This window comes from Burkholderia sp. HI2714, assembly GCF_002223085.1.
GTDB classification, from domain to species: Bacteria; Pseudomonadota; Gammaproteobacteria; order Burkholderiales; family Burkholderiaceae; genus Burkholderia; species Burkholderia lata_D.
In genome coordinates this window covers 41,113-61,985 of the sequence record NZ_NKFM01000020.1, presented here as the reverse complement: position 1 = coordinate 61,985, position 20,873 = coordinate 41,113, and the positions used below count along the sequence as shown (strand labels likewise).

General features: G+C 65.9%; 14 protein-coding genes. 11 read left to right on the top strand and 3 right to left on the bottom strand.

Translation table 11 applies throughout. The features are described 5' to 3' along the window. The first annotated feature begins 171 nt into the window (after positions 1-171). The 10 genes from CFB82_RS09695 (at position 172) to CFB82_RS09650 (ending at position 16,419) form a co-directional block, all read left to right on the top strand. Positions 172-747 (top strand): helix-turn-helix domain-containing protein, encoded by a 576-nt coding sequence (locus CFB82_RS09695; RefSeq protein ID WP_089484008.1) that lies wholly within the window; start codon positions 172-174, stop codon positions 745-747. Positions 748-1,082: 335 nt separating this feature from the next. Then, positions 1,083-3,884 (top strand): TonB-dependent receptor, encoded by a 2,802-nt coding sequence (locus tag CFB82_RS09690; protein ID WP_089484007.1) that lies wholly within the window; start codon positions 1,083-1,085, stop codon positions 3,882-3,884. A 238-nt stretch (positions 3,885-4,122) separates the two neighbouring features. Next, positions 4,123-6,045 (top strand): extracellular solute-binding protein, encoded by a 1,923-nt coding sequence (locus CFB82_RS09685; RefSeq protein ID WP_089484006.1) that lies wholly within the window; start codon positions 4,123-4,125, stop codon positions 6,043-6,045. Positions 6,046-6,058: 13 nt separating this feature from the next. Further along, a complete protein-coding gene (locus CFB82_RS09680) occupies positions 6,059-7,111 on the top strand; it encodes a microcin C ABC transporter permease YejB (RefSeq protein ID WP_089445696.1) in 1,053 nt (350 codons plus the stop codon). Then, entirely contained in the window at positions 7,065-8,177 is a 1,113-nt protein-coding gene (locus tag CFB82_RS09675; RefSeq protein WP_089484005.1) for an ABC transporter permease, read from the top strand. Before CFB82_RS09680 ends, CFB82_RS09675 begins: the two co-directional genes overlap by 47 nt. Further along, positions 8,177-9,820 (top strand): ABC transporter ATP-binding protein, encoded by a 1,644-nt coding sequence (locus CFB82_RS09670; protein ID WP_089484004.1) that lies wholly within the window; start codon positions 8,177-8,179, stop codon positions 9,818-9,820. Before CFB82_RS09675 ends, CFB82_RS09670 begins: the two co-directional genes overlap by 1 nt. Beyond that, complete coding sequence (locus CFB82_RS09665) at positions 9,813-11,264, top strand: TldD/PmbA family protein (RefSeq protein ID WP_089484003.1); 1,452 nt, start codon at positions 9,813-9,815, stop codon at positions 11,262-11,264. Before CFB82_RS09670 ends, CFB82_RS09665 begins: the two co-directional genes overlap by 8 nt. Continuing rightward, positions 11,261-12,625: a TldD/PmbA family protein gene (locus tag CFB82_RS09660; protein ID WP_373558769.1), complete on the top strand. Its 1,365-nt coding sequence runs from the start codon at positions 11,261-11,263 to the stop codon at positions 12,623-12,625. Before CFB82_RS09665 ends, CFB82_RS09660 begins: the two co-directional genes overlap by 4 nt. Before the next feature lie 21 nt (positions 12,626-12,646). Next, positions 12,647-15,808 carry a multidrug efflux RND transporter permease subunit gene (locus CFB82_RS09655; RefSeq protein WP_089484001.1) on the top strand — a complete coding sequence of 1,054 codons (3,162 nt, stop codon included), beginning with the start codon at positions 12,647-12,649 and terminating at the stop codon, positions 15,806-15,808. A 128-nt stretch (positions 15,809-15,936) separates the two neighbouring features. Further along, positions 15,937-16,419, top strand: a complete 483-nt coding sequence (locus CFB82_RS09650) for a hypothetical protein (RefSeq protein ID WP_089484000.1) — start codon at positions 15,937-15,939, stop codon at positions 16,417-16,419. Between the two features lie 516 nt (positions 16,420-16,935). On the opposite strand, the gene CFB82_RS09640 is transcribed toward CFB82_RS09650, so the two are convergent. The 3 genes from CFB82_RS09640 to CFB82_RS09630 all read right to left on the bottom strand — a co-directional run bounded on the left by CFB82_RS09640 (position 16,936) and on the right by CFB82_RS09630 (position 19,483). After that, a complete protein-coding gene (locus tag CFB82_RS09640; protein ID WP_089483998.1) occupies positions 16,936-17,556 on the bottom strand; it encodes a type VI secretion system amidase effector protein Tae4 in 621 nt (206 codons plus the stop codon). Between the two features lie 3 nt (positions 17,557-17,559). After that, the gene (locus CFB82_RS09635; protein ID WP_089483997.1) at positions 17,560-18,114 is read right to left on the bottom strand and encodes a PAAR domain-containing protein; all 555 of its coding nucleotides are present in this window, start codon (positions 18,112-18,114) and stop codon (positions 17,560-17,562) included. A gap of 355 nt (positions 18,115-18,469) precedes the next feature. Beyond that, positions 18,470-19,483: a hypothetical protein gene (locus tag CFB82_RS09630; protein ID WP_089483996.1), complete on the bottom strand. Its 1,014-nt coding sequence runs from the start codon at positions 19,481-19,483 to the stop codon at positions 18,470-18,472. Between the two features lie 205 nt (positions 19,484-19,688). On the opposite strand from CFB82_RS09630, the gene CFB82_RS09625 reads away from it, so the two are divergent. Continuing rightward, positions 19,689-20,828 carry an acyl-CoA dehydrogenase family protein gene (locus CFB82_RS09625; RefSeq protein ID WP_089483995.1) on the top strand — a complete coding sequence of 380 codons (1,140 nt, stop codon included), beginning with the start codon at positions 19,689-19,691 and terminating at the stop codon, positions 20,826-20,828. Positions 20,829-20,873: the final 45 nt, after the last annotated feature.

Sequence of the window (20,873 nt, the reverse complement as noted above, 5' to 3'; positions counted from 1 at the left end):
GAAATGGGCGAATGCTGCGCGACCGCGCGACGCGAGTGCGCTGCCGCACCGCGCGTGGCATGCACGTCGCGACAGCGTGCAGCGGGGGATCGTGCCGGGCCGGTCGTGTCACGGCATCGGTCGAGGCTTGACGACATCAAACCGATTTCGACTGCGAGGGACCGTCTTTCCATGGTTTTGCCCCCTGATGAGTCGGTGCTCGTCGCCGTGTCGCTCGGCAACAAGATCCGGGCGCTGCGCCAGCGCCTGAAACTCACGCTCGACGAAACGTCGACGATCGCCGGCATTTCGAAGCCGTTCCTGTCGCAGGTCGAGCGCGGGCGGGCGACGCCGTCGATCACGTCGCTGGTGCGGATCGCGAAGGCGCTGGGCGTGACGATGCAGTACTTCATCGACACGCCGACGGAAGCACGCTCGGTATGTCGCGGCAACGCGCTGCGGTATTTCCAGTTCACGAACTCGGCCAGCCGGTTCGCCAGGCTGACGAACCCGGTGGACAGCCGCAAGCTCGACGCGATTCTCGTCCGGATGCCGGCGGGGCAATTGCCGTCCGAGATGACGACGCATGCCGGCGAGGAGTTCGTCTACGTATTGCGCGGGCAGTTGGCGCTGACGCTGGAGGATTGCACGTTCACGCTGAACGAGGGCGATACCGCGCATTACGAATCGACGATGCCGCATGCGTGGCGCAACACGGCCGACGAAGAGGCGGTGATCGTCTGGGTCGGCACGCCGAGGCTGTTCTAGCGAACGCGGCCGGCAGGAAGGAGAAGTACCCGATCGACGGCAGAGGGTGTGCAGTACGGCGCACGCGCACGTTCGTGTCGTATAGAACCAACTGGACGTCGAATCGGGAAGAAGCAGGCAATGCGCTCAATGTAGGTGTTTAGCATGTCGAATCAAAATAGAAAAAGACGGTGACGCTGGATGGTGCGGTGACCCGAGGCCGATCCGTTCGAGTCGTGGCAGTCGAAAGCGTGGCAATCGCGGGTTCCGGTACACGGGCACCCAGGACGCGCAAGGAATTCACAAGGTTCCGGCGCACAGCAGGTGGGGTCTTACTGCGAGCGAGAGGGAACAAGATGAAGCAGAGAGTGTTGGCGTTGGCCATCAAGAGGATAGTCTGGGCGGAACTCGCGTTGACGGCCGTACTGGCGCCGCCGGCGTTCGCCCAGAGCCAGCCGGTGCCGGGCGCCGTTGCGATCGCCGATGCGGTCGCGATCGGCGCGCCCGTGACGGTCGCGCAGGCGGGCGGCACGGCGGGGGCCGCCGCTACCACGGGCACTGAAGCGCCCGCGGCGCCCGATGCATCGGCCGGCGCGGCAGCCGACGCGACGCCGGCCGCACCCGCCGCGAGCGGGCAGGGCAAGGTCGCGCAGATCAAGCGGTTCGAAGTGACGGGCTCGCTGATCCGGCAAGCCGACAAGACGGGTTTCCAGCAGGTGCAGACGATCACGCCGAAGGAAATCCAGGCCAGCGGCGCGGTGACCGTCGCCGACTTCCTGCGCGATGCGTCAGCCAACTCGGCAAATAGCTGGGGCGAAGGGCAATCGGGCAACTTCGCGGCCGGCGCGGCCGGCATTGCACTGCGCGGCCTCTCGGAGAAGTACACGCTCGTGTTGGTGGACGGCCAGCGCGTCGCGCCGTATGCATTCTTCTCGAACAGTGTCGATTCGTTCTTCGACCTCAACACGATCCCGCTCAACGACATCGAGCGGATCGAAATCGTGAAGACGGGCGCCGTGTCGCAGTACGGTTCGGACGCGATCGGCGGTGTCGTCAACATCATCACGAAACACAATTTCCGCGGCCTGCAGCTCGACGGCAGCCTCGGCAGCGCGATCAACGCCGGCAACGGCGACGGCACGATGAAATTCGGCGTGCTCGGTGGCTTCGGCGACCTGAACGCCGACCGCTTCAACGTGACGGCCGCGCTCAGCTACTACAAGTCGAACGGCTTCACGCTGGCCGACCGTGATTCCACGCGCAACCAGGACTTCACGGGCAAGCCGGGCGGCTTCTCGCTGCTCGCGCCGTCGTACTGGAACATGCCCGACGGCAGTGCGCAGGCGCTGACCGGCGGCTGCCCGTTCGGCGGCTCGGTTCATCCGGCCGCGTCGAATTCGCTGTCGGCCGGGTTGCCGGGCACCATCTGCGGGTACAACACGGCGGAAAGCACGTCGATCCTGCCGATGACCGAGCGCCTGAACGCGAAGCTCCATGGTGACTTCAAGATCGACGACAAGACGACCGCGTTCGCGGATTTCCTCGAGAGCTACAACACGACCACGACCAACGACGGCCTGTGGAACAACGTGATCGGCAACTCGCAGAACCCGGCGCTCGTCTGGAATCCGCAGACGAAGCTGCTGTCGCCGTTCAACTACACGGTACCGGCCAGCAACCCGTACAACACGACGGGCGCGGCCACGCCGCTCACCTACGCGTTTCCGAACACGGTCGCGCAAAAGACCTGGGCCAACTACTGGCGGGCGGCCGCCGGCATCAAGGGGTCGTTTACGCTGCCGTACGGCGACTGGGACTGGGCGACGTCGGTCAGCCATTCGCAGAGCACGGTATCGAACGTGTTCACGAACCAGCTGAACGTGAATGCGCTGAACAACATCTACCAGAACGGCACGCTGAATTTCGCGAACCCGGCCGCGACGCCGAACGCGTTCAACGGTCTCTATCAGGAAGCGAACAACCTCGGCATCTCGAAGCTCGACACGATCGATGCGACGCTGTCGACGCCGAACCTGTTCCATCTGCCGGCCGGCGACGTCGGCATCGGCTTCGGCGCGCAGTTCACGCACCAGAGCGAAACGCTGACGCCGGGTTCCGAGTACCTGAGCGGGGCCGTCATCACGCCGGACCTCGAGACGGTGGATGGCCAGCGCAACGTCGCGGCCATCTATTACCAGATCAACATACCGATCATCGAGAACCTGACGTTCAGCCAGGCAGGCCGCTACGATCACTACACCGACGTGGGCGGCGCTTTCTCGCCGCGCTTCGCGTTGCGGTACCAGCCGATCAAGGCGCTCACGTTGTATACGTCGTACAACCGCGGCTTCCGCGCGCCGACCTTCGTCGAGGACAGCAAGTCGCAGACGCTCGGCATCCAGGTCGATCCGGCCACCGGCCAGAACTACACGTCGATCACCGTCGGCAACCCGAACCTCGCGCCGGAACGCACGCGCAACCTCAATATCGGCTTCCAGGTCTCGCCGAGCCGTTACACCGACCTCGGCTTCGACTGGTACAAGATCCGCATCGACAACGTGATCGGCCAGGGCAAGCCATCGCAGGTCGTGACCGACCCGACCACCGGCCAGCTGCTGTACAAGGTGATTCCGTACCAGAACCTCGGCTACCTCGACACGAACGGCTTCGAAGGCACGTTCCGCCAGGGCCTGCCGCTGAAGGGCTGGGGCACGATTACGCTGTCGGGCGACTGGGCTTACGTCAACAGCTACAAGATCGGCTTCCCGGGCGCCGCGCCGATCAACGGCGCGGGCAACAACTTCACGATCACGCAGCCGTTCGGCGGCAGCTTCCCGCGCTGGCGCGGCAACACGACGCTGGACTGGAACTACCGGAAGTTCGATGCGGCGCTGACGTGGCAGTTCACGGGCCCGTACGCGCAGAACCTGATGCCCGAGCCGAGCAAGGTCGGTTCGTACAGCCAGTTCAACCTGATGGTGACGTACACGGGCTTCAAGAACTGGACGATCTACGGCGGCATCGACAACCTCTTCAACCGCACGCCGCCGTACGACCCGATCTTCGCGAACGGCACGCTGAGCCAGAGCGGGTACGACACGTCGGTGTACTCGTACATCGGCCGGTTCGCGCAGGTCGGCGCGACGTACAAGTTCTGACGGCGATCGCGATGCACTGACAGGCTTTGGACAGGCCGCTCCACGTCCACTACCCCCTTTTTGGGGCGGCCTCTTTTCGCCTGGCGCCACGACGGCCCGCAACCGGGACGCGCGGCGGTGCAGTTCATCCGATCGTGACCAGCACGAACCATCTGCGGGACGCGGCCGTATGCGGCGTCCGGCACGGGCATCGATTGCGTGCAGGCTTCACACCCGCGCGCTTCCGGACAGACTGACCATGAGACTGTTGAATGGGCGACGGGCACGCGTGCCGCGCCACTCGTACCTGACGCACACGCACGGGCGGATGCGTACCGCCACGCGTGCCGCGCTGCTCGCGTGCGCCGTGTGGCTCGTGTCGGGCGGCGTCTTGCCGCAGGCCGCGCTCGCGGTGCCGGCGATCTCGCAATACGACCATCCGAAGTATCCGCCGGGCTTCACGCATTTCGATTACGCGAATGCGGATGCGCCGGACAGCGGCACGCTCCAGTTCGAAAACTACGACGAAGCGCAGAGCTACGATTCGTTGAACCCGTTCCTCGTGCGCGGCTCGCCCGCACCGGACATCAAGAACCTGATGTTCGACACGCTGATGCAGCGCAGCTGGGACGAGCTCGCATCCGAATACGCGCTGATCGCCGACGACGTCGACATCGCGCCCGACGGGCTGTCGGCGACGTTTCGCATCAACCCGGCCGCACGCTTCTCGAACGGCGACCCGATCACCGCGGCCGACGTCAAATATTCGTTCGACACGCTGACGAGCCCGCAGGCGTCGCCGCTGTACAACGCGCAGTTCGCGATCATCAAGCGCGCGGTGGTGGTCGACGGCCACACGGTGCGCTTCGAGTTCAAGCACGCGGAGCGCGACGCCGCGCTGATCGCGGGCGACCTGCCGGTGTTCTCGCCGAAATGGGGGCAGCGCGCGGACGGCACGCGACCGCCGTTCGACCAGATCGCGAACGTGCCGCCGATCGCGAGCGGCCCGTACCTGATCGACCAGCGCAAGAACGACAAGCAGATCAGCTACGTGCGCGACCCGCACTACTGGGCAGTGAACCTGCCGTCGCGACGCGGCATGTTCCGCTTCGCGCACGTGTCGTTCAAGCTGTACCTGGATCAGTACACGGCGCTCGAAGCGTTCAAGGCCGGCGACATCGACGCGCGCATGGAATACAGCGCGACGCAGTGGGCGCGCAAGTACGTCGGCAAGAATTTTCGCAACGGCATGCTGAAGCGCGGCGAGTTTCCCGACGGCCCCGCGCAGATGCAGGGCTTCCTGATGAACATGCGCAAGCCGATGTTCCAGGACGTGCGGGTGCGGCATGCGCTCGCGCTGGCGTTCGACTTCGACTGGATGAGCCGGATGATGTTCTACGGGCAGTATCGCCGCACCAACAGCTTCTGGGAGGCGAGCCCGTTCGCGGCATCCGGCATGCCGAGCGCGAAGGAGCTCGCGCTGCTCGAACCGTTCCGTTCGATGCTGCCGCCCGAGGTGTTCGGCCCGATGGTCCGGCAGCCGTCGACGCTGCCGCCGAACTCGCTGCGCGCGAACCTGAAGGAAGCGCGCGACCTGCTCGCGCAGGCCGGCTGGCATTACCGCGACGGCGCGCTGCGCGACGCGAACGGCACGCCGATGACGATCGAGATCATCGACGACCAGCCCGGCATGGACCGCCTGATCCTGCCGTACACGCAGGCACTCGCGATGCTTGGCATTCAAGCCTACCTGCACGAGATCGACAGCGCGGTCTACCTGAAGCGTCTCGACAATTTCGAGTACGACATGACGACGTACATCTACCTGCCCGTGACGATTCCGGGGGCGGAGCTGACGCGCCGCTTCGGCAGTGCGGCCGCGTCGCAGCCGGGCTCCGAGAACTATCCGGGCGTGAAGTCGAAGGCGGTCGATGCGCTGATCCGTGCAGCGCTCGCGGCCGACACGCTCGACGATCTCGAGACGGCCACGCACGCGCTCGACCGCGTGCTGATCAACCTGTACGCGCTGATCCCGCAGTACTACCTGCCGAATGCGCGGATCGCGTACAAGGCGACGCTCGGCCACCCGGCGATCGTGCCGGACTCCTATCAATACGAGGACTGGATCATCGACTACTGGTACGTGAAGCAACCGGCGGCGAAACCCGCGCCGGCCGCCTGACGGAGGAACGACGATGCTGGCATACATACTCAGGCGATTGCTGCTGATGATCCCGACGCTGATCGGGGTGGTGACGATCACGTTCGCGGTCACGCAGTTCGTGCCGGGCGGCCCGGTCGAACAGGTGCTCGCGCAGTTGCGCCACGGCAGCGCACGCGGCGGGGAGGCGGGCGGCGGAGGCGGCGGCTACCACGGCAGCCAGGGCGTCGATCCGCAGCAGATCGAGCAGATCCGCAAGCAGTTCGGCTTCGACAGGCCGCCGCTCGAACGCTACGTGCTGATGCTGAAAAGCTATGCGACGTTCGACCTCGGCCAGTCCTATTTCGCGCATCGCAGCGTGTGGGCGGTGATCCGCTCGAAGCTGCCGGTGTCGATCACGCTCGGGATGTGGACGGTGATCCTCACGTACCTGGTGTCGGTGCCGCTCGGCATCGCGAAGGCGGTGCGCAACGGGTCGCGGTTCGACACCGTGACGAGCGTGCTGGTGCTGGCCGGCTACGCGGTGCCGGGCTTCGTGCTCGGCGTGCTGCTGCTGATGCTGTTCGGCGGCGGCACGTTCTGGCAGGTGTTCCCGATGCGCGGGCTCACGTCCGACAACTTCGACGACCTGACGCTGATCGGCAAGGCGCTCGACTATCTGTGGCACATCGTGATGCCGGTGACGGCGTCGGTCGTCGGCAACTTCGCGATCGTCACGATCCTGACGAAGAACACGTTCCTCGAGGAAATCGGCCGGCAGTACGTGCTGACCGCGCGCGCGAAGGGGGCGCCGGAGCGCGACGTGCTGTGGAAGCACGTGCTGCGCAATGCGGCGATCCCGTTGCTCACGGGACTGCCGGCCGCGTTCGTCGGCGCTTTCCTGAACGGCAACCTGCTGATCGAGACGCTGTTCTCGCTCGACGGCATGGGGCAACTGTCGTACGACTCGGTGATCCGCCGCGACTATCCGGTCGTGCTCGGCTCGCTGTTCCTGTTCACGCTGATCGGCCTGCTGACCAAACTCATCGCGGATATCTGCTATGTCCTCGTCGACCCCCGTATCCAGTTCAACCGCCTGGACCACTGACCAGGCCTGTGCCGCGTGCGCGGCCTCGCCGTCGCCGTGGCGGCGCACGTGGCTGCGCTTTCGCGCGCAGCCGCTCGGTTACTGGAGCCTCGTGAGCTTCGCGGCGCTGTTCGTGCTCAGCCTCGGTGCGGACCTGCTGTCGAACGACCGGCCGCTGATCGTGCGCTACGACGGGCACTATGACTTCCCGATCGTGAAGGACTATCCGGAGACGGCGTTCGGCGGCGACTTTCCCGCGATGACGAACTATCTCGATCCGTATATCCGCACGAAGCTCGAGTCGCACGGCAACTTCGCGATCTATCCGCCGAACCGCTATCGCTACGACACGATCGACTATTTCGCGTCGCGGCCGTATCCGGCGCCGCCGTCGTCGAGCAACTGGCTCGGCACCGACCAGTTCGGGCGCGACGTGCTCGCGCGGCTGCTGTACGGGTTCCGGCTGTCGGTGCTGATGGCGTTCGCGCTGACCGTGTCGGGCGTGCTGGTCGGCGTGCTGACGGGCGCGCTGCAAGGCTTCTACGGCGGCCGCACGGACCTGGTCGGACAGCGCCTGATCGAGATCTGGAGCGCGCTGCCTGACCTGTACCTGCTGATCATCTTCGCGTCGATCTTCACGCCGTCGCTGTGGCTGCTGTTCATCCTGCTGTCGATGTTCGGCTGGCTCGTGCTGTCCGACTACGTCCGCGCCGAATTCCTGCGCAATCGCGCGCTCGACTACGTGAAGGCCGCACGCACGATGGGGCTGACGAACGCGCAGATCATGTGGCGCCACGTGCTGCCGAACAGCCTCACGCCGGTGATCACGTTCCTGCCGTTCCGGATGAGCGCGGCGATCCTGTCGCTGACGAGCCTCGATTTCCTCGGCCTCGGCGTGCCGCCGCCGACGCCGAGCCTCGGCGAGCTGCTGCAGGAAGGCAAGAACAACCTGGATGCGTGGTGGATCTCGATCGCGGCGTTCGCGGCGCTGGTGGTGACGCTGCTGCTGCTCACCTTCATGGGCGATGCGCTGCGCAACGCGCTCGACACGCGCACGCGCGGTTCGGCATTCGGCGGAGGGCGGTGATGACGAGACCGTTGCTGCAGATCGACGGGTTTTGCGCGCATTTCGGCGCGAACGCGGCCGTACAGGATCTGAACCTGTCGATCGGCCGCGGCGAGCGCGTGGCACTCGTCGGCGAATCGGGGTCGGGCAAGAGCGTGACCGCACTGTCGATCCTGCGGCTCGCGCAGCAGGCGACGCTGTCGGGGCGGATGCTGTTCGACGGCCAGGACCTGCTCGCGAAGACCGAGCAGCAGATGCGCGGGATTCGCGGCGCCGACATCGCGATGGTGTTCCAGGAGCCGATGACGGCGCTCAATCCGCTGTATACGATCGGCAAGCAGATCGCCGAGAGCCTGCGGCTGCACGAGGGGCTGCGCCCGGGCGACGCGCGTGAGCGCGGGATCGCGCTGCTGCGGCGCACCGGGATTCCGGAGCCGGAGCGGCGCATCGACAGCTTCCCGCACCAGCTGTCGGGCGGGCAGCGGCAACGCGCGATGATCGCGATGGCGCTGGCGTGCCGGCCGCGCCTGCTGCTCGCGGACGAGCCGACCACCGCGCTCGACGTGACGGTGCGCCAGCAGATCGTCGACCTGCTGATCGAGCTGCAGGAGCAGGAGGCCGCCGCGCGCGGGATGGCCGTGCTGCTGATCACGCACGACCTGAATCTCGTGCGGCGCTTCGCGCAGCGCGTGGCCGTGATGGAGAAGGGCGTGCTGGTGGAGACCAACACGACGGCCGCGCTGTTCGCGGCGCCGCAGCATCCGTATACGCGCCGGCTGCTCGACAGCGCGCCGCAACGGGCGGTCGAGCCGGTTGCCGCCGGCGCGCAGACGATCCTCGACGTGCAGCATCTCGCCGTCGACTACCGCATCGCGGCGAAGGGCTGGCGCTCGGTGCTCGGCAAGACGACGTTCCGCGCCGTGCACGACGTGCAGCTGAGCCTGAAGCGCGGCGAAACGCTCGGGATCGTCGGCGAGTCGGGTTCGGGGAAATCGACGCTGGCGTCGGCCGTGCTCGGCCTGCAGCGGCCGGCGTCGGGCGGGATCGAGATCGACGGGATGCCGCTGGCGTCGCTGCGCACGACGCAGGGCCGGCGCACGCTGTACGGGCGCATGCAGGTGGTGTTCCAGGATCCGTTCGGCTCGCTGTCGCCGCGCATGACGGTCGAGCAGATCGTCGGCGAGGGGCTGGGCGTGCACCGGCCGCAGGTGGCCGGCGACGCGCGGCGGGCGCGGATCGCCGCGCTGCTGCAGGAGGTGGGCCTGCCGCCCGAGGCGATGCTGCGCTATCCGCACGAGTTTTCCGGCGGGCAGCGACAGCGGATCGCGATCGCGCGGGCGCTGGCGGTGGAGCCGGAACTGCTGGTGCTCGACGAGCCGACGAGCGCGCTCGACGTGTCGATCCAGAAGCAGGTGCTGAATCTGCTGACGAATCTCCAAAAGAAGTACAAACTCAGCTACCTGTTCATCACGCACGATCTGGCGGTGATGCGCGCGATGGCCCACCGGGTCATCGTGATGAAGGCAGGGCGCGTGGTCGAGGCGGGCGAGACGCTCGACGTGCTGCACGCGCCATCCCATCCGTATACGCGGGCGCTGCTCGCGTCGTCCATGCTGGCGCCTGAACGCGGCCCGCAGGAGAGGCAAGAGAGAACCGATGATTGACGAGAACCGGGCGCCGGGCGCCCGAGCCGTGCAGGCGGCGCAGGCATTGCGCAGCGACGCCGATTTCTGGTCGCTACGCATCGTCGACGAGACGATCGACGAACACGCGGTGCGCAACGACGTCGCGCAGCCGTTTTCGCGCACGCGCGAGCGCGGCGCGATGCTGACGGCATGGGCAGGCACCGGCGCGGGCTATGCGGCGACGCCCGACCTGTCCCCGGCCGGGCTGCTGGCGGCGCTCGACATCGCGACCGCGCGGGCCCGTGCCAGCGCGCCGTGGGCGCTGGTCGATCATCGCCAGGCCGCGCGCCCGCAGGCGAGCGGCACCTATGCGTCGCCCGATGTGGATGCGGCGCTGCCGTCGCGCGCGGAATGGATCGAGCGTCTCGCGCGCGAATGCGCGGCGGCGAACCTCGGCGCGCGCATCGTCGAGCGTTCGGCGAGCGTCATGATCGTGCACACCGAGCAAAGTTACGTGACGAGCGACGGCGTGCGGATCGACCAGCGCTTCCGCTTCCTGATGCCCGAGCTGCAAGCCGTCGCCCATGGCGACGGCGACACGCAGACGCGCTCGCTCGGTCAATCGGGCACGCTGGCGCAGGGCGGTATCGACGTGCTGGCACGCTACGGCTTCGACGGCGCCGGCGCGCGCGTCGCCGACGAGGCGCTGCAGTTGCTCGCCGCGCCGAATTGCCCGGCCGGCCGGCGCGACCTGCTGCTGATGCCGGATCAGATGATGCTGCAGATCCACGAGTCGATCGGCCATCCGCTCGAACTCGACCGGATTCTCGGCGACGAGCGCAACTTCGCCGGTTCGAGCTTCGTCAGGCCGGAGATGGTCGGCCACTATCAATATGGCTCGCCGCTGCTGAACGTCACGTTCGATCCGGAGCCGACGGCCGAAGCCGCGTCCTACGCATTCGACGACGACGGCACGCCGGCGCGCAAGCAGTACCTGATTCGCAACGGCGTGCTCGAACGGCTGCTCGGCGGGGCGTTGTCGCAGCAGCGCGCGGGCCTGCCGGGCGTGGCCAACTCGCGCGCGTCGAGCTGGAATCGCGCGCCGATCGACCGGATGGCGAACCTGAACGTCGAACCCGGCGACCAGTCGCTCGATGCGCTGATCGCGGGCACCGAGCACGGGATCCTGATGCGCACCAACACGTCCTGGTCGATCGACGACCACCGCAACAAATTCCAGTTCGGCTGCGAATTCGGGCAACTGATCGAGAACGGCCGGCTCACGCAGGTCGTCAAGCGCCCGAACTACCGCGGCATCTCCGCCCAGTTCTGGCGCAGCCTGCGCGCCGTCGGCGATGCGAGCACGTTCGGCATCTACGGCACGCCGTACTGCGGGAAGGGCGAGCCTGCGCAGATCATCCGTGTCGGCCACGCCGCGCCGGCCTGCGTGTTCGCCGGCGTCGACGTCTTCGGAGGCGCATGATGACGGGATTCGATCCGATGGCACGCCGCGCCGGAATCGACTGGCATGCGTATTTCGCCCGGCTCGCCGACGACGCGCAACGGCTGACGACACCGGCCGAAGCCGTGCTGCTCGGCTTCTCCGGCGAAACGTCCGACTTCATCCGTTTCAATGGCGGCAGGATTCGCCAGACCGGGCGCGTCACGCAAGGGCGATTGTCCGTGCGACTCATCGACGGGGCGCGGCAGGCGCACTCGGCGCTGACCGTCTGCGGCGATCCGGCGGCCGACCTGCGCGAACTGGCGGACGCGCTCGCCGTGCTGCGCGACGGCCTGCGCGATGCGCAGGACGACCCGCACCTGCTGTTCGATACCTCGTCGTGGGTGCAGGAAACGCGCCGCACCGGGCGCTTGCCCGATGCGGACGGGCTCGCGCGAATCGTGGCCGAATGCGCGCGTGGGCTCGACTTCGTCGGCTTCTACGCGGGGGGCACGCTGGCGCGCGGCTTCGCGTCGTCGACCGGCAGCCGCGGCTGGTACGAGGTCGAGAATTTCAACTTCAGCTGGTCGCTGTACGACCCGAGCGGCCGCGCGATCAAGACCGTCTATGCGGGCGACGACTGGCGCGATGCGGCATTCGCGGCCAAGGTCGACGCGGCCGCCGCGCGGCTGCCCGTGCTCGGCCGCGCGCCGAAGGCGCTTGCGCCCGGGCGCTACCGCGCGTATTTCGCGCCGGACGCCATTCACGAGATGACGAGCCTGCTCGGCTGGAGCGGCTTTTCGGCGCGCGCGGTGGCGAGCGCCCGCAGCCCGCTGCATCGCCTGTATGCCGGCGAGGTCGCGCTCGATCCGCGTGTGTCGATCACCGAGGATTTCTCGCTGGGCATCGCACCGGCGTTCAACGCGGACGGCTACCGGCGCGATAGCGTGCCGCTCGTCGTCGAAGGGCGGGGCGCCGGGCAGCTCGTGTGTGCACGCACCGCGCGCGAGCACGGGCGCACACCGAATGGCGCGGACAACGCCGAAGCGCCGCAGTCGCTGTCGATCGCGGGCGGCACGCTCGCCGACGCCGACGTGCTGGCCGCGCTCGACACGGGGCTCTACGTCGGCAACCTCTGGTACCTGAACTTCTCGGACCCGATCGCGTGCCGGATGACGGGGATGACGCGGTTCGCGACGTTCTGGGTCGAAGGCGGGCGCATCGTCGCGCCGGTCGAAGCGATGCGGTTCGACGACAGCTTCTACCGTCTGTTCGGGTCGGAGCTCGAGCAGCTCGGCGCGGTGCCGGCGCTGCTCGCGAACGACGACACGTACGGCGAGCGCGCCACCGGAGGCGCGCAGCTGCCGGGGCTGCTCGCGCGTTCGTTCGAGCTCACGCTGTAGCGCGTTCGACGACCCTCGCCGATGCCGTCATTCTTCATCGACCGTCCCGTCTTTGCGTGGATCGTCGCACTCGCGATCGTCGTCGCGGGCGTGCTGGCCATTCCTCAACTGCCGATCGCGCAGTATCCGCGCCTGGCGCCGCCGCGGGTTGTGATCACCGCGTCCTATCCGGGCGCGTCGACCGAGACGGTCGATGCCGATGTCGGCAGCATCATCGAGGAAAGCCTCGACGGCGCCGACGGGCTGCTGTACTACGAGACGAGCAGCGACGGCCACGGCAACCTCGAGATCGACGTGACGTTTTCGCCGAGCACCGATCCGGACATCGCGCTCGTCGACGTCAACAACCGGTTGAAGCAGGTCGAGCCGCGGCTGCCGCAGCAGGTCGTCCAGCAGGGGATCGGCGTGTTCAAGGCGGCGAACACGTTCCTGATGCTCGTCACGCTGACGTCGACCGACGGCACGCGCGATTCCGCGCAGCTCGGCGATTACCTGAACCGCTACGTGCTGCGCGAGCTGAAGCGTGCGCCGGGGGTGGGCGCGGCCGAGCTGTGGGATGCCGACGAGGCGCTGCGGGTCTGGCTCGATCCGGTCAAGTTGCGCGAATACGACCTCGGTGCCGACGACGTGATCACGGCGATCAGCGCGCAGAACGCGACGGTCACGGCCGGTGCGATCGGCGATGCGCCGTTCGTGCGCGGCCAGCAGCTCACCGCGACGGTCGTCGTCAAGGGCCAGCTCACGTCGCCCGAGGAGTTCGGCCGGATCGTGCTGAAGTCGAAACAGGACGGCTCGGTGGTGCGCGTGGGCGATGTCGCGCGCGTCGAGATCGGCCGCGACGACTATTCGTTCTATTCGCGGCTGAACGGCCGGCCGGCCGCGACGGTCGGCATCCAGCTCGGCCCGCGCGGCAACGCGCTCGAAACGTCGAATGCGATCCGCGCACGGCTCGCCGAGCTGTCGCGGACGCTGCCGCCGGGCGTCGCCGTCGAGATTCCGTTCGACGGCGCGCACTTCGTCAAGATCGCGATCCACGAAGTCGTGCTGACGCTCGTCGAGGCCGTCGTGCTGGTGTTCTGCGTGATGTGGCTGTTCCTGCGCGACCTGCGCTACACGCTGGTGCCGACCGTCGTGATTCCGGTCACGTTGATGGGCGCGTTCGTCGCGATGTGGGCGTTCGGGCTGTCGATCAACGTGTTCACGATGTTCGGCCTCGTGCTCGCGATCGGCATCCTGGTCGACGATGCGATCGTCGTCGTCGAGAGCGTGCACCGCGTGATGGAGGAGGGCGTGTCACCGCGCGACGCCACGCGCCGGGCCATGAAGCGGATCGGCGGGGCGATCGTCGGCGTGACCGCGGTGCTGACCGCCGTGTTCGTGCCGATGGCGTTTTTCCCGGGCAGCGTCGGCGGCATCTACCGGCAGTTCGCGGTCGCGATGATCGCGTCGATGCTGGTGTCGTCGTTCATGGCGCTGTCGCTCACGCCCGCGCTGTGCGCGAACCTGTTGAAGCCGGTCGCGCGACACGATGGCGGCGCCGGCCGAGCGCGGCGACGCGGCATCGGCGCGCGCCTGGCCGACCGCTTCGGTGCGGCTTTCGCGCGCGCCGAAACCGGTTATCGCCGCGTCGCCGTGTTTGCCGTGCGCCGCACCGGCATGGTCGTGGCCGTCTATGCGGTGCTCGTGATCGGATGCGGGCTGCTGTACTGGATGATGCCGGGCGGCTTCCTGCCGACCGAGGACCAGGGGCAACTGCAGGTGATGATCCAGTTGCCGGCCGGCGCCACGCAGGCGCGCACGCTCGCGGTCGTCGAGCGGGTGGAGGCCATCCTGCACGGGGAGCCGGCGATTGCGAACGTGACGAGCGTGATCGGCTGGAGTTTCGTCGGCAGCGGGCAGAACGTCGGGATGGCGTTCGTGGAACTGAAGGACTGGGCGAAGCGCGACGTCGATGCAATGGCGTTGCGCGACCGGCTCAACGGGCGTTTCGGCGCGATTCTCGACGGCGACGTCGAGGCGGCGCTGCCGCCTTCGGTGCGCGGCATCGGGCATTCCGACGGCTTCACGTTCCGGCTCGAGGATCGCGGCGGGGTCGGGCTCGACGCGTTGAAAGCGGCCCGCGAGCAGCTTGCCGAGCGCGCGAAGGCGGATCCGTTGCTCTCGGCCGTGCATTTCGAAGACCTGCCGGACGCACCGCGTATCGAGCTCGATGTCGATCGCGCGAAGGCGTATGCACTCGGCGTGCCGTTCGAGCGGATCGCGGGGCTCCTGGGCGGCACGTTCGGCTCGAACTACATCAACGACTTTCCGGCGTCGGGCCGGATGCGGCGGGTGATCATCGAGGCCGATCCGGTCGCACGCGCGACCGATACGCAGTTGATGGCGCTGACGGTGCCGAACCGCACCGGCGACATGGTGCCGCTGTCGGCCATTGCCGCGCCGCACTGGACGATCGGGCCGGTGATGCTGAACCGCTACAACGGCTATCCGTCGCTCGACATCAGCGGCCGGGCAGCGACCGGCACGAGTTCGGGCGCGGCGATGGCCGAGATGGAGCGGCTTGCCGCTGCGCTGCCGGCCGGGATCGGCTTCGACTGGGTCGATGCGGCGCGCGAGGAGCAGGTCGCCGCGCGGCAGACGCCGCTGCTCGTCGGGTTGTCGGTGCTCGCGGTTTTCATGGCGCTGGCCGCGCTGTACGAAAGCTGGACGATTCCGCTGTCCGTGCTGACGATCGTGCCGCTCGGCATGATGGGGGCGATCGCGGCGGCGCTCGCGCGCGGGATGCCGAACGACGTGTATTTCAAGGTCGGGATGATCACCGTGGTCGGGCTGGCTGCGAAGAACGCGATCCTGATCGTGCAGTACGCGCGCGATCTCGCCGGGCACGGCGTGCCGTTGCGGCAGGCGGTGGTCGATGCGGCCGCCACGCGATTCCGGCCGATCGTGATGACGTCGATGGCGTTCTTGCTGGGCGTCGTGCCGCTGGTGCTGGCGACGGGCGCGGGGGCGGAAAGCCGAAGGTCGATCGGCACGGGCGCGTTCGGCGGTGTGCTGGCGGCGACGGTGTTCGGGCTCGTGTTCGCGCCGGTCGCGTTTCGGGTCGTGGCGTCGGTCGGGCGACGCGGAAGGCGGATGGCGGTGGCGAAGCGGGATGATCGGCAGGCGGAGGTGGTGGGGGAGTGAGGTCGCTTCGATGCTTGAAATGGAGATGCACGACGATCCGACGGCGAGCCGGCACAGGACATACTTTCGGAAGTCGAAATAGGCGCCCGAGTTAAGATATGTCAATATGAAATTGTTGTGAGGCCGCGATGAGCGAATTGCTTGAATGGGTTGAAAAGTCTGCGATCGAGAATTTGAAGGCACATCATGCATGTGCGGACGTAATCGCGAAAGATGCCGCTACGACACTGACTGTGTTTCTTGCAGCACTCGGAGGTGGGCTCGCCTATGCGGCGAAGGCGGTTGAGCAACACAGTTTGAACTGGCTGTCAATTGGGGCGATTGCGTTCACGGGCTGGTTCCTTGTTTTGAATTTGCTGCTTGTCGTGCGGTGCTTGGTCTTTCGCGAGCTACCATCGATATACAACGAACCGCGGAACATATTTCAACCGGAATTTTCTGTTGATGAGTTGAAGGAGGAAGAGATTCAAAACCTTCAGCAGCGAATCGACACGGCAGCAAGTAGTAACGCCAAGGTGGCCAAATCTTTGAATAAGCTGCGGCTTGCTGCCGCAGCCAGCCCGATCGTATTTATCGTTGTTGCGGTTGTGGCGTGGAAGGTTGTGGGCTAGGGGTACCCTTGTTGAAACCATCTCGCGTCGGCCCGCGATATACAGGCTGTGGGTTTGGCACAACTGGTTTATTATTGGACGAACTCATTTTCGCTCCGGTTGTTTTTCAGGTGTAGGAACCGGTAAACATACCAGAGAATTTTCGCGGCCCGCCTATGCGGGCCTTTTTATTGGTCGTTTAGATGTGGAGAATGCGAACCGCGAGGAACCATAGTGCCCACTGCACGATCACGGCTCCGGCAAGGTAGGCCGTTACGGTACGCGCGGGGAGGTGACGCGAAAACAAATAGAAGCCAAGCACGGCGAACAGGACTGGCGGGCCGAACAGGTACACGAACAGTTCGATCGTGGAGCCCGCTGTGGCGCGACAGGCGTCAACGCCCCCGCCACACGTTCCGGCCGGTGGCGTACACCAGCCCTTGATGACCGTGCATAGGCGAGAATCGGCCGCAGACCATGAAATTATGCTGACGAGTCCAGCGATCGCGAATCCGATCGTTCCCAATAGACGCCGCATTATTTGATTTCCCAGAAAAGTATTTGCTTCGAATTCCGAAGGTCTGACCAACCAAGGTGCGTGCCGGGCAGGAACTCCTGATAACCTAGCATCCGGCTAAATGTCGCGACCGCATCGGGGGCGCTGCTGACGGTCAGGCGTGACCCGTTCCACAGATCGATGTGCCCGCCGCTCGCATTGTCGCTGGACTCACCGTCACGCGACCAGTAGCGCGAAAACTGGATGATACCGGTACGCCCCTTCACCTTCGATTCCCAATCTGCCCCTGTGATGTTTTCCGCTTTCGGTAGCCCGGCGAAGGGTTGAAGTTGCAACCATTCCCCGAGTTCATCCGCGCGCGTCGCGGTCGCCTTGCCATCGAGCTTGATTCGACCGATGGTCGGCGATCCGGACATGGGCTTGACCGTTTTCTGTGAAAACGACTTCATTTCCACGCCGACACGATGCAAGGTCACGCTTAGGCGGATAGCACACTGATTGTCGTAATCCGGGTTGTTGTATGGATTGCCGGAAGGGTAGGCATCCCAAAGTTCTTTAAACGTTATCGCCTTTACGGGGATCTCTTTCTGTGAGCCCGCTTGCTTGTTCGTGTCGATCTTGGTCGGTTTCGTGTGCGGCATCGATCATTCCCCGTGGTGCTTGGCGATCGCGTCGTCGCCCCAATGAACGGTGTAGGAACCCGGATCGTCCCCGGTGTAGACGCGCGGCAATGTCCCGCTCTCGTCAAGCCGGCCGAAATGCACGCGGCCGTCGTCCGTTTCGATGTAATACGGCAAGCCTTCCACCTGATGCTCGGTCGCCTTCACTTGCTCGTCGAAAGCGCCTTTCTTGACCGCTGTAACGCCGCCCGTAGCGGTCAGGCTTGATATCACCTTGCCGTGTCCTTCGATCAAGTCGTCGCACCATGATTCGCCACAAAGCCCGGCAATGATTTTGGGTGGCTTCGGGCATCCACACAGGACGATGTCCTGATCTAGCGCCGATTCGCCCGCCATACTCATGCGATACGGCCCGCCAGATTTCGCGATGACGCCGGTTGCTTTGCAGGCAGCACAGAAGGCCGGGCCGCCGATCAACGCGACCTGATGCCCGTTCATGGTGATGGGTGGTCCGCCGTGCGGCAGGACGTTGCCGCCGGTCGACAACGTATCCCCGACGACTGCGATTTTTCGCAACATGATTCAGCCCTTAGAAAATGCGACGAACGCGCGTAGCGCGTCAGCCTCTCTCAGTTTTTTTGGATGACTCGATCGGGATTCTACCTATGCCTATCAGAATGGGGGCGTAACAGCCACGCGTAGAATCGCCCGTCCCGGTATCGGAGAACTCAGTAAATCAATTTGACATAATCAACATTATCACCGGAAAAATCGCGAACTAAGTAGAAGTGTCGTATCTGGGCAAATTTGAAATGTCGTAGCTCGAGGGTTTCGGCGCATGCTGGCGGCGGTCCGAACTGCCGGAGCGCATCGTGGGCCAACCTGGACTGATCACCATGAGCATGCGGGAGCCGAACCGATTCAAGGTCATTCACTAGAAATTGCGCGCCACGCCGACCATGAACATGTCCTGGTCCTTGTCGTTGCGGGTTGCGACACGATTGAAGCGCAAGCTCGCCTCCCAATCGTTCGTGATCTGATAGGCCACTTGCGCGCTGAGCAACGCATTGAGTCGCGTCCTGCCCGAGACCTCGTTCCGATCCCGTGAGAGATACGGACCGACGCCTGCCGAAAGCGTCCATTTGCTCTTGATCGGCGCGACGTACCAGAATTGCGCGGCCACGCCTCGTCGGCCGGCAACGCCATTGTTGCCTTCATAGACGAAGCTCGCCGAATAGGCCCACGCATTGCCGAGTGGCCGCTTGACTTCGACCATGTATCCCTTTTCGATCGGCACTTGAGGACGGTTCGTCTGCGACGTTCCGGCCCAAACGCCGACCTGCGTCTTGCCGTCCGAAAACGCCGGGCCAGGATTGCCGCCGAAATCCGAGCCGATACCGAACAGCACCGCGTCGGAATTGAATCCGCCGATCATCTGGACGTGGTTGTACTGCAGCTTGAGGAAGAAGCGATTGGGAACGACGTAATACCGCACCGCTGCCGACGCGCGCACGCCCCAGCGCTTGTCATTGCGTGGCTGGTCGTCGACATGTGTCGTGTCCATGCTGAAATACGGGCCCGCCGAAAATTCGAGCGCCAGACGACTGCCGACCGGCCAACGAAACGAACCCAGGGCGGCAAAGCCGTCACGGTGGTGATCCAGTGGATGCCCCTCGTTCATGTACGCGAGGTAGACCGACAGGTAATCGTTCAAGACGTCACCGAAGCCGACTTCGTACGCACGCCAATGCATGTCGCCACCCTCGGTCGCGCGTCCGTCGCCATACACCGCATACACGTTGAGCGTTCTCCCCGATGGTTTGAGTCCGCTCGGCGAGCTCGAAGGATCCTCCTCGGCGCGCGCGTGTCCCGGGCACGCCAGTATTGTCAGACCAGCGATCGAGCTTGCGAGGACGAAGCGCGAACAGATGCGACGGCACTGTCCCATTTGGACACCCCCCACCTTGGTAACCGCGATTTCCTGGAGAAGCTGATAGCGATTATAGGCGGCGTCCGGTCAGGCGGCTGACGTCGCTCATTCACCCTGCAACTACCACTATTGCCAGTACCTGCACTGTCCCTGCCCCCTTAACCTTGTCGGCATCGCTGGCGCGCCGTCCAAGGCCGCGCCGCTTCGACCGGAGACACGACAGATGCCCTTTGACTGGACGCAGGAACAGCATGCGACGCTCGCGCGCTTTCGCGACATCGGCACGGAGATCGCCGCCGCGGAGCGCGACGCTCGCACGCCGGCCGGATTTGACCAGGCCGGCTGGACCCGGCTTGGCCAGGAAGGACTGTGGGACATGATCGTGCCGGAGACGTACGGCGGCGACGGTCACGGCTGGTGGCACTTTTCCGCGGCGCTCGAGGGGCTCGCATCGTCGATCCGCCGCCCGGCGCTGCTGCTGTCGGTGATCGCGCAGGCCGGCATGGTGCGCGCACTCGAGCGATACGGCACGGCGACCCAGCAGGACCGCTATTTCGGCGCGATCCTGCGCGGCGAACTGAGCGCGACGGCGATCGCCGAACCGGGTACCGGCACCCACGTGCGCAGCATCGCGACGAAGCTGGTCGAGCACGGCGACGGCTACCGACTGAGCGGCAGCAAATTCAACATCGCGCACGCACCGCTCGCGCGCTTCATCCTCGTCGTCACGCGCATCGAGACGCTCGGCCGACGCAACACCGCGCTCGTGATCGTCGATCGCGACCAGCCGGGCATGACGGTCGCCGAACCCGACTGCAAGCTCGGCCTCGACGACCTGCCCACCGGTGCGCTGCACTTCGACGACTGTCCGATTACGCGCGGCCAGCTGCTGGGCGAACCGGGCGCGGGGCTCGGCAACCTGATCGACATCATCTCGCTCGGCCGCCTGTACTACGGGCTCGTGGCCGCGCAGGTGACGGCGCCGTACCTGCGCGACGCGATCAACTATTGCCGCGACCGGCGCAGCTTCGACAGCACGATCGACGCGCACCAGTACGTGCAGCGCCGTCTGGTCGACCTGCAGATCGGCATCGAGCGCGGCACGTGGCTCGCGCGCGGCGCGCTCGCGCAGTTGCTGACGGATCACCCGCAGGCGCTGATGACCTGCTCGATCGCGAAGCTGGTCGGCGCGCAGGATCTCGTCGACGGCGCGCTCGGCCTCGTGCGGCTGTACGGCAGCCTCGGCTACCAGGCCGGGCCGGTGGCCGCGTTCGCGTCGGACGCGCTGGGTTTCATGAGCGTCGGCGGCACCGAGGAAATGCATCGCAAGAACATCTTCAACCAGATGATGCGTGCCGGCTGAACGCCCGCGCCGTCGATACGCGTACCACAAGCCCTACAGGAATCC

Excerpts from the sequence above, each read along its gene's own strand:
- CFB82_RS09685 (WP_089484006.1), top strand. The coding sequence starts at position 4,123 with ATGAGACTGTTGAATGGGCGACGGGCACGCGTGCCGCGCCACTCGTAC.
- CFB82_RS09635 (WP_089483997.1), bottom strand. The coding sequence starts at position 18,114 with ATGTTGCGAAAAATCGCAGTCGTCGGGGATACGTTGTCGACCGGCGGC.
- CFB82_RS09670 (WP_089484004.1), top strand. The coding sequence starts at position 8,177 with ATGACGAGACCGTTGCTGCAGATCGACGGGTTTTGCGCGCATTTCGGC.
- CFB82_RS09630 (WP_089483996.1), bottom strand. The coding sequence starts at position 19,483 with ATGGGACAGTGCCGTCGCATCTGTTCGCGCTTCGTCCTCGCAAGCTCG.
- CFB82_RS09680 (WP_089445696.1), top strand. The coding sequence starts at position 6,059 with ATGCTGGCATACATACTCAGGCGATTGCTGCTGATGATCCCGACGCTG.
- CFB82_RS09640 (WP_089483998.1), bottom strand. The coding sequence starts at position 17,556 with ATGCCGCACACGAAACCGACCAAGATCGACACGAACAAGCAAGCGGGC.
- CFB82_RS09675 (WP_089484005.1), top strand. The coding sequence starts at position 7,065 with ATGTCCTCGTCGACCCCCGTATCCAGTTCAACCGCCTGGACCACTGAC.
- CFB82_RS09660 (WP_373558769.1), top strand. The coding sequence starts at position 11,261 with ATGATGACGGGATTCGATCCGATGGCACGCCGCGCCGGAATCGACTGG.
- CFB82_RS09695 (WP_089484008.1), top strand. The coding sequence starts at position 172 with ATGGTTTTGCCCCCTGATGAGTCGGTGCTCGTCGCCGTGTCGCTCGGC.
- CFB82_RS09665 (WP_089484003.1), top strand. The coding sequence starts at position 9,813 with ATGATTGACGAGAACCGGGCGCCGGGCGCCCGAGCCGTGCAGGCGGCG.
- CFB82_RS09650 (WP_089484000.1), top strand. The coding sequence starts at position 15,937 with ATGAGCGAATTGCTTGAATGGGTTGAAAAGTCTGCGATCGAGAATTTG.
- CFB82_RS09690 (WP_089484007.1), top strand. The coding sequence starts at position 1,083 with ATGAAGCAGAGAGTGTTGGCGTTGGCCATCAAGAGGATAGTCTGGGCG.
- CFB82_RS09625 (WP_089483995.1), top strand. The coding sequence starts at position 19,689 with ATGCCCTTTGACTGGACGCAGGAACAGCATGCGACGCTCGCGCGCTTT.
- CFB82_RS09655 (WP_089484001.1), top strand. The coding sequence starts at position 12,647 with ATGCCGTCATTCTTCATCGACCGTCCCGTCTTTGCGTGGATCGTCGCA.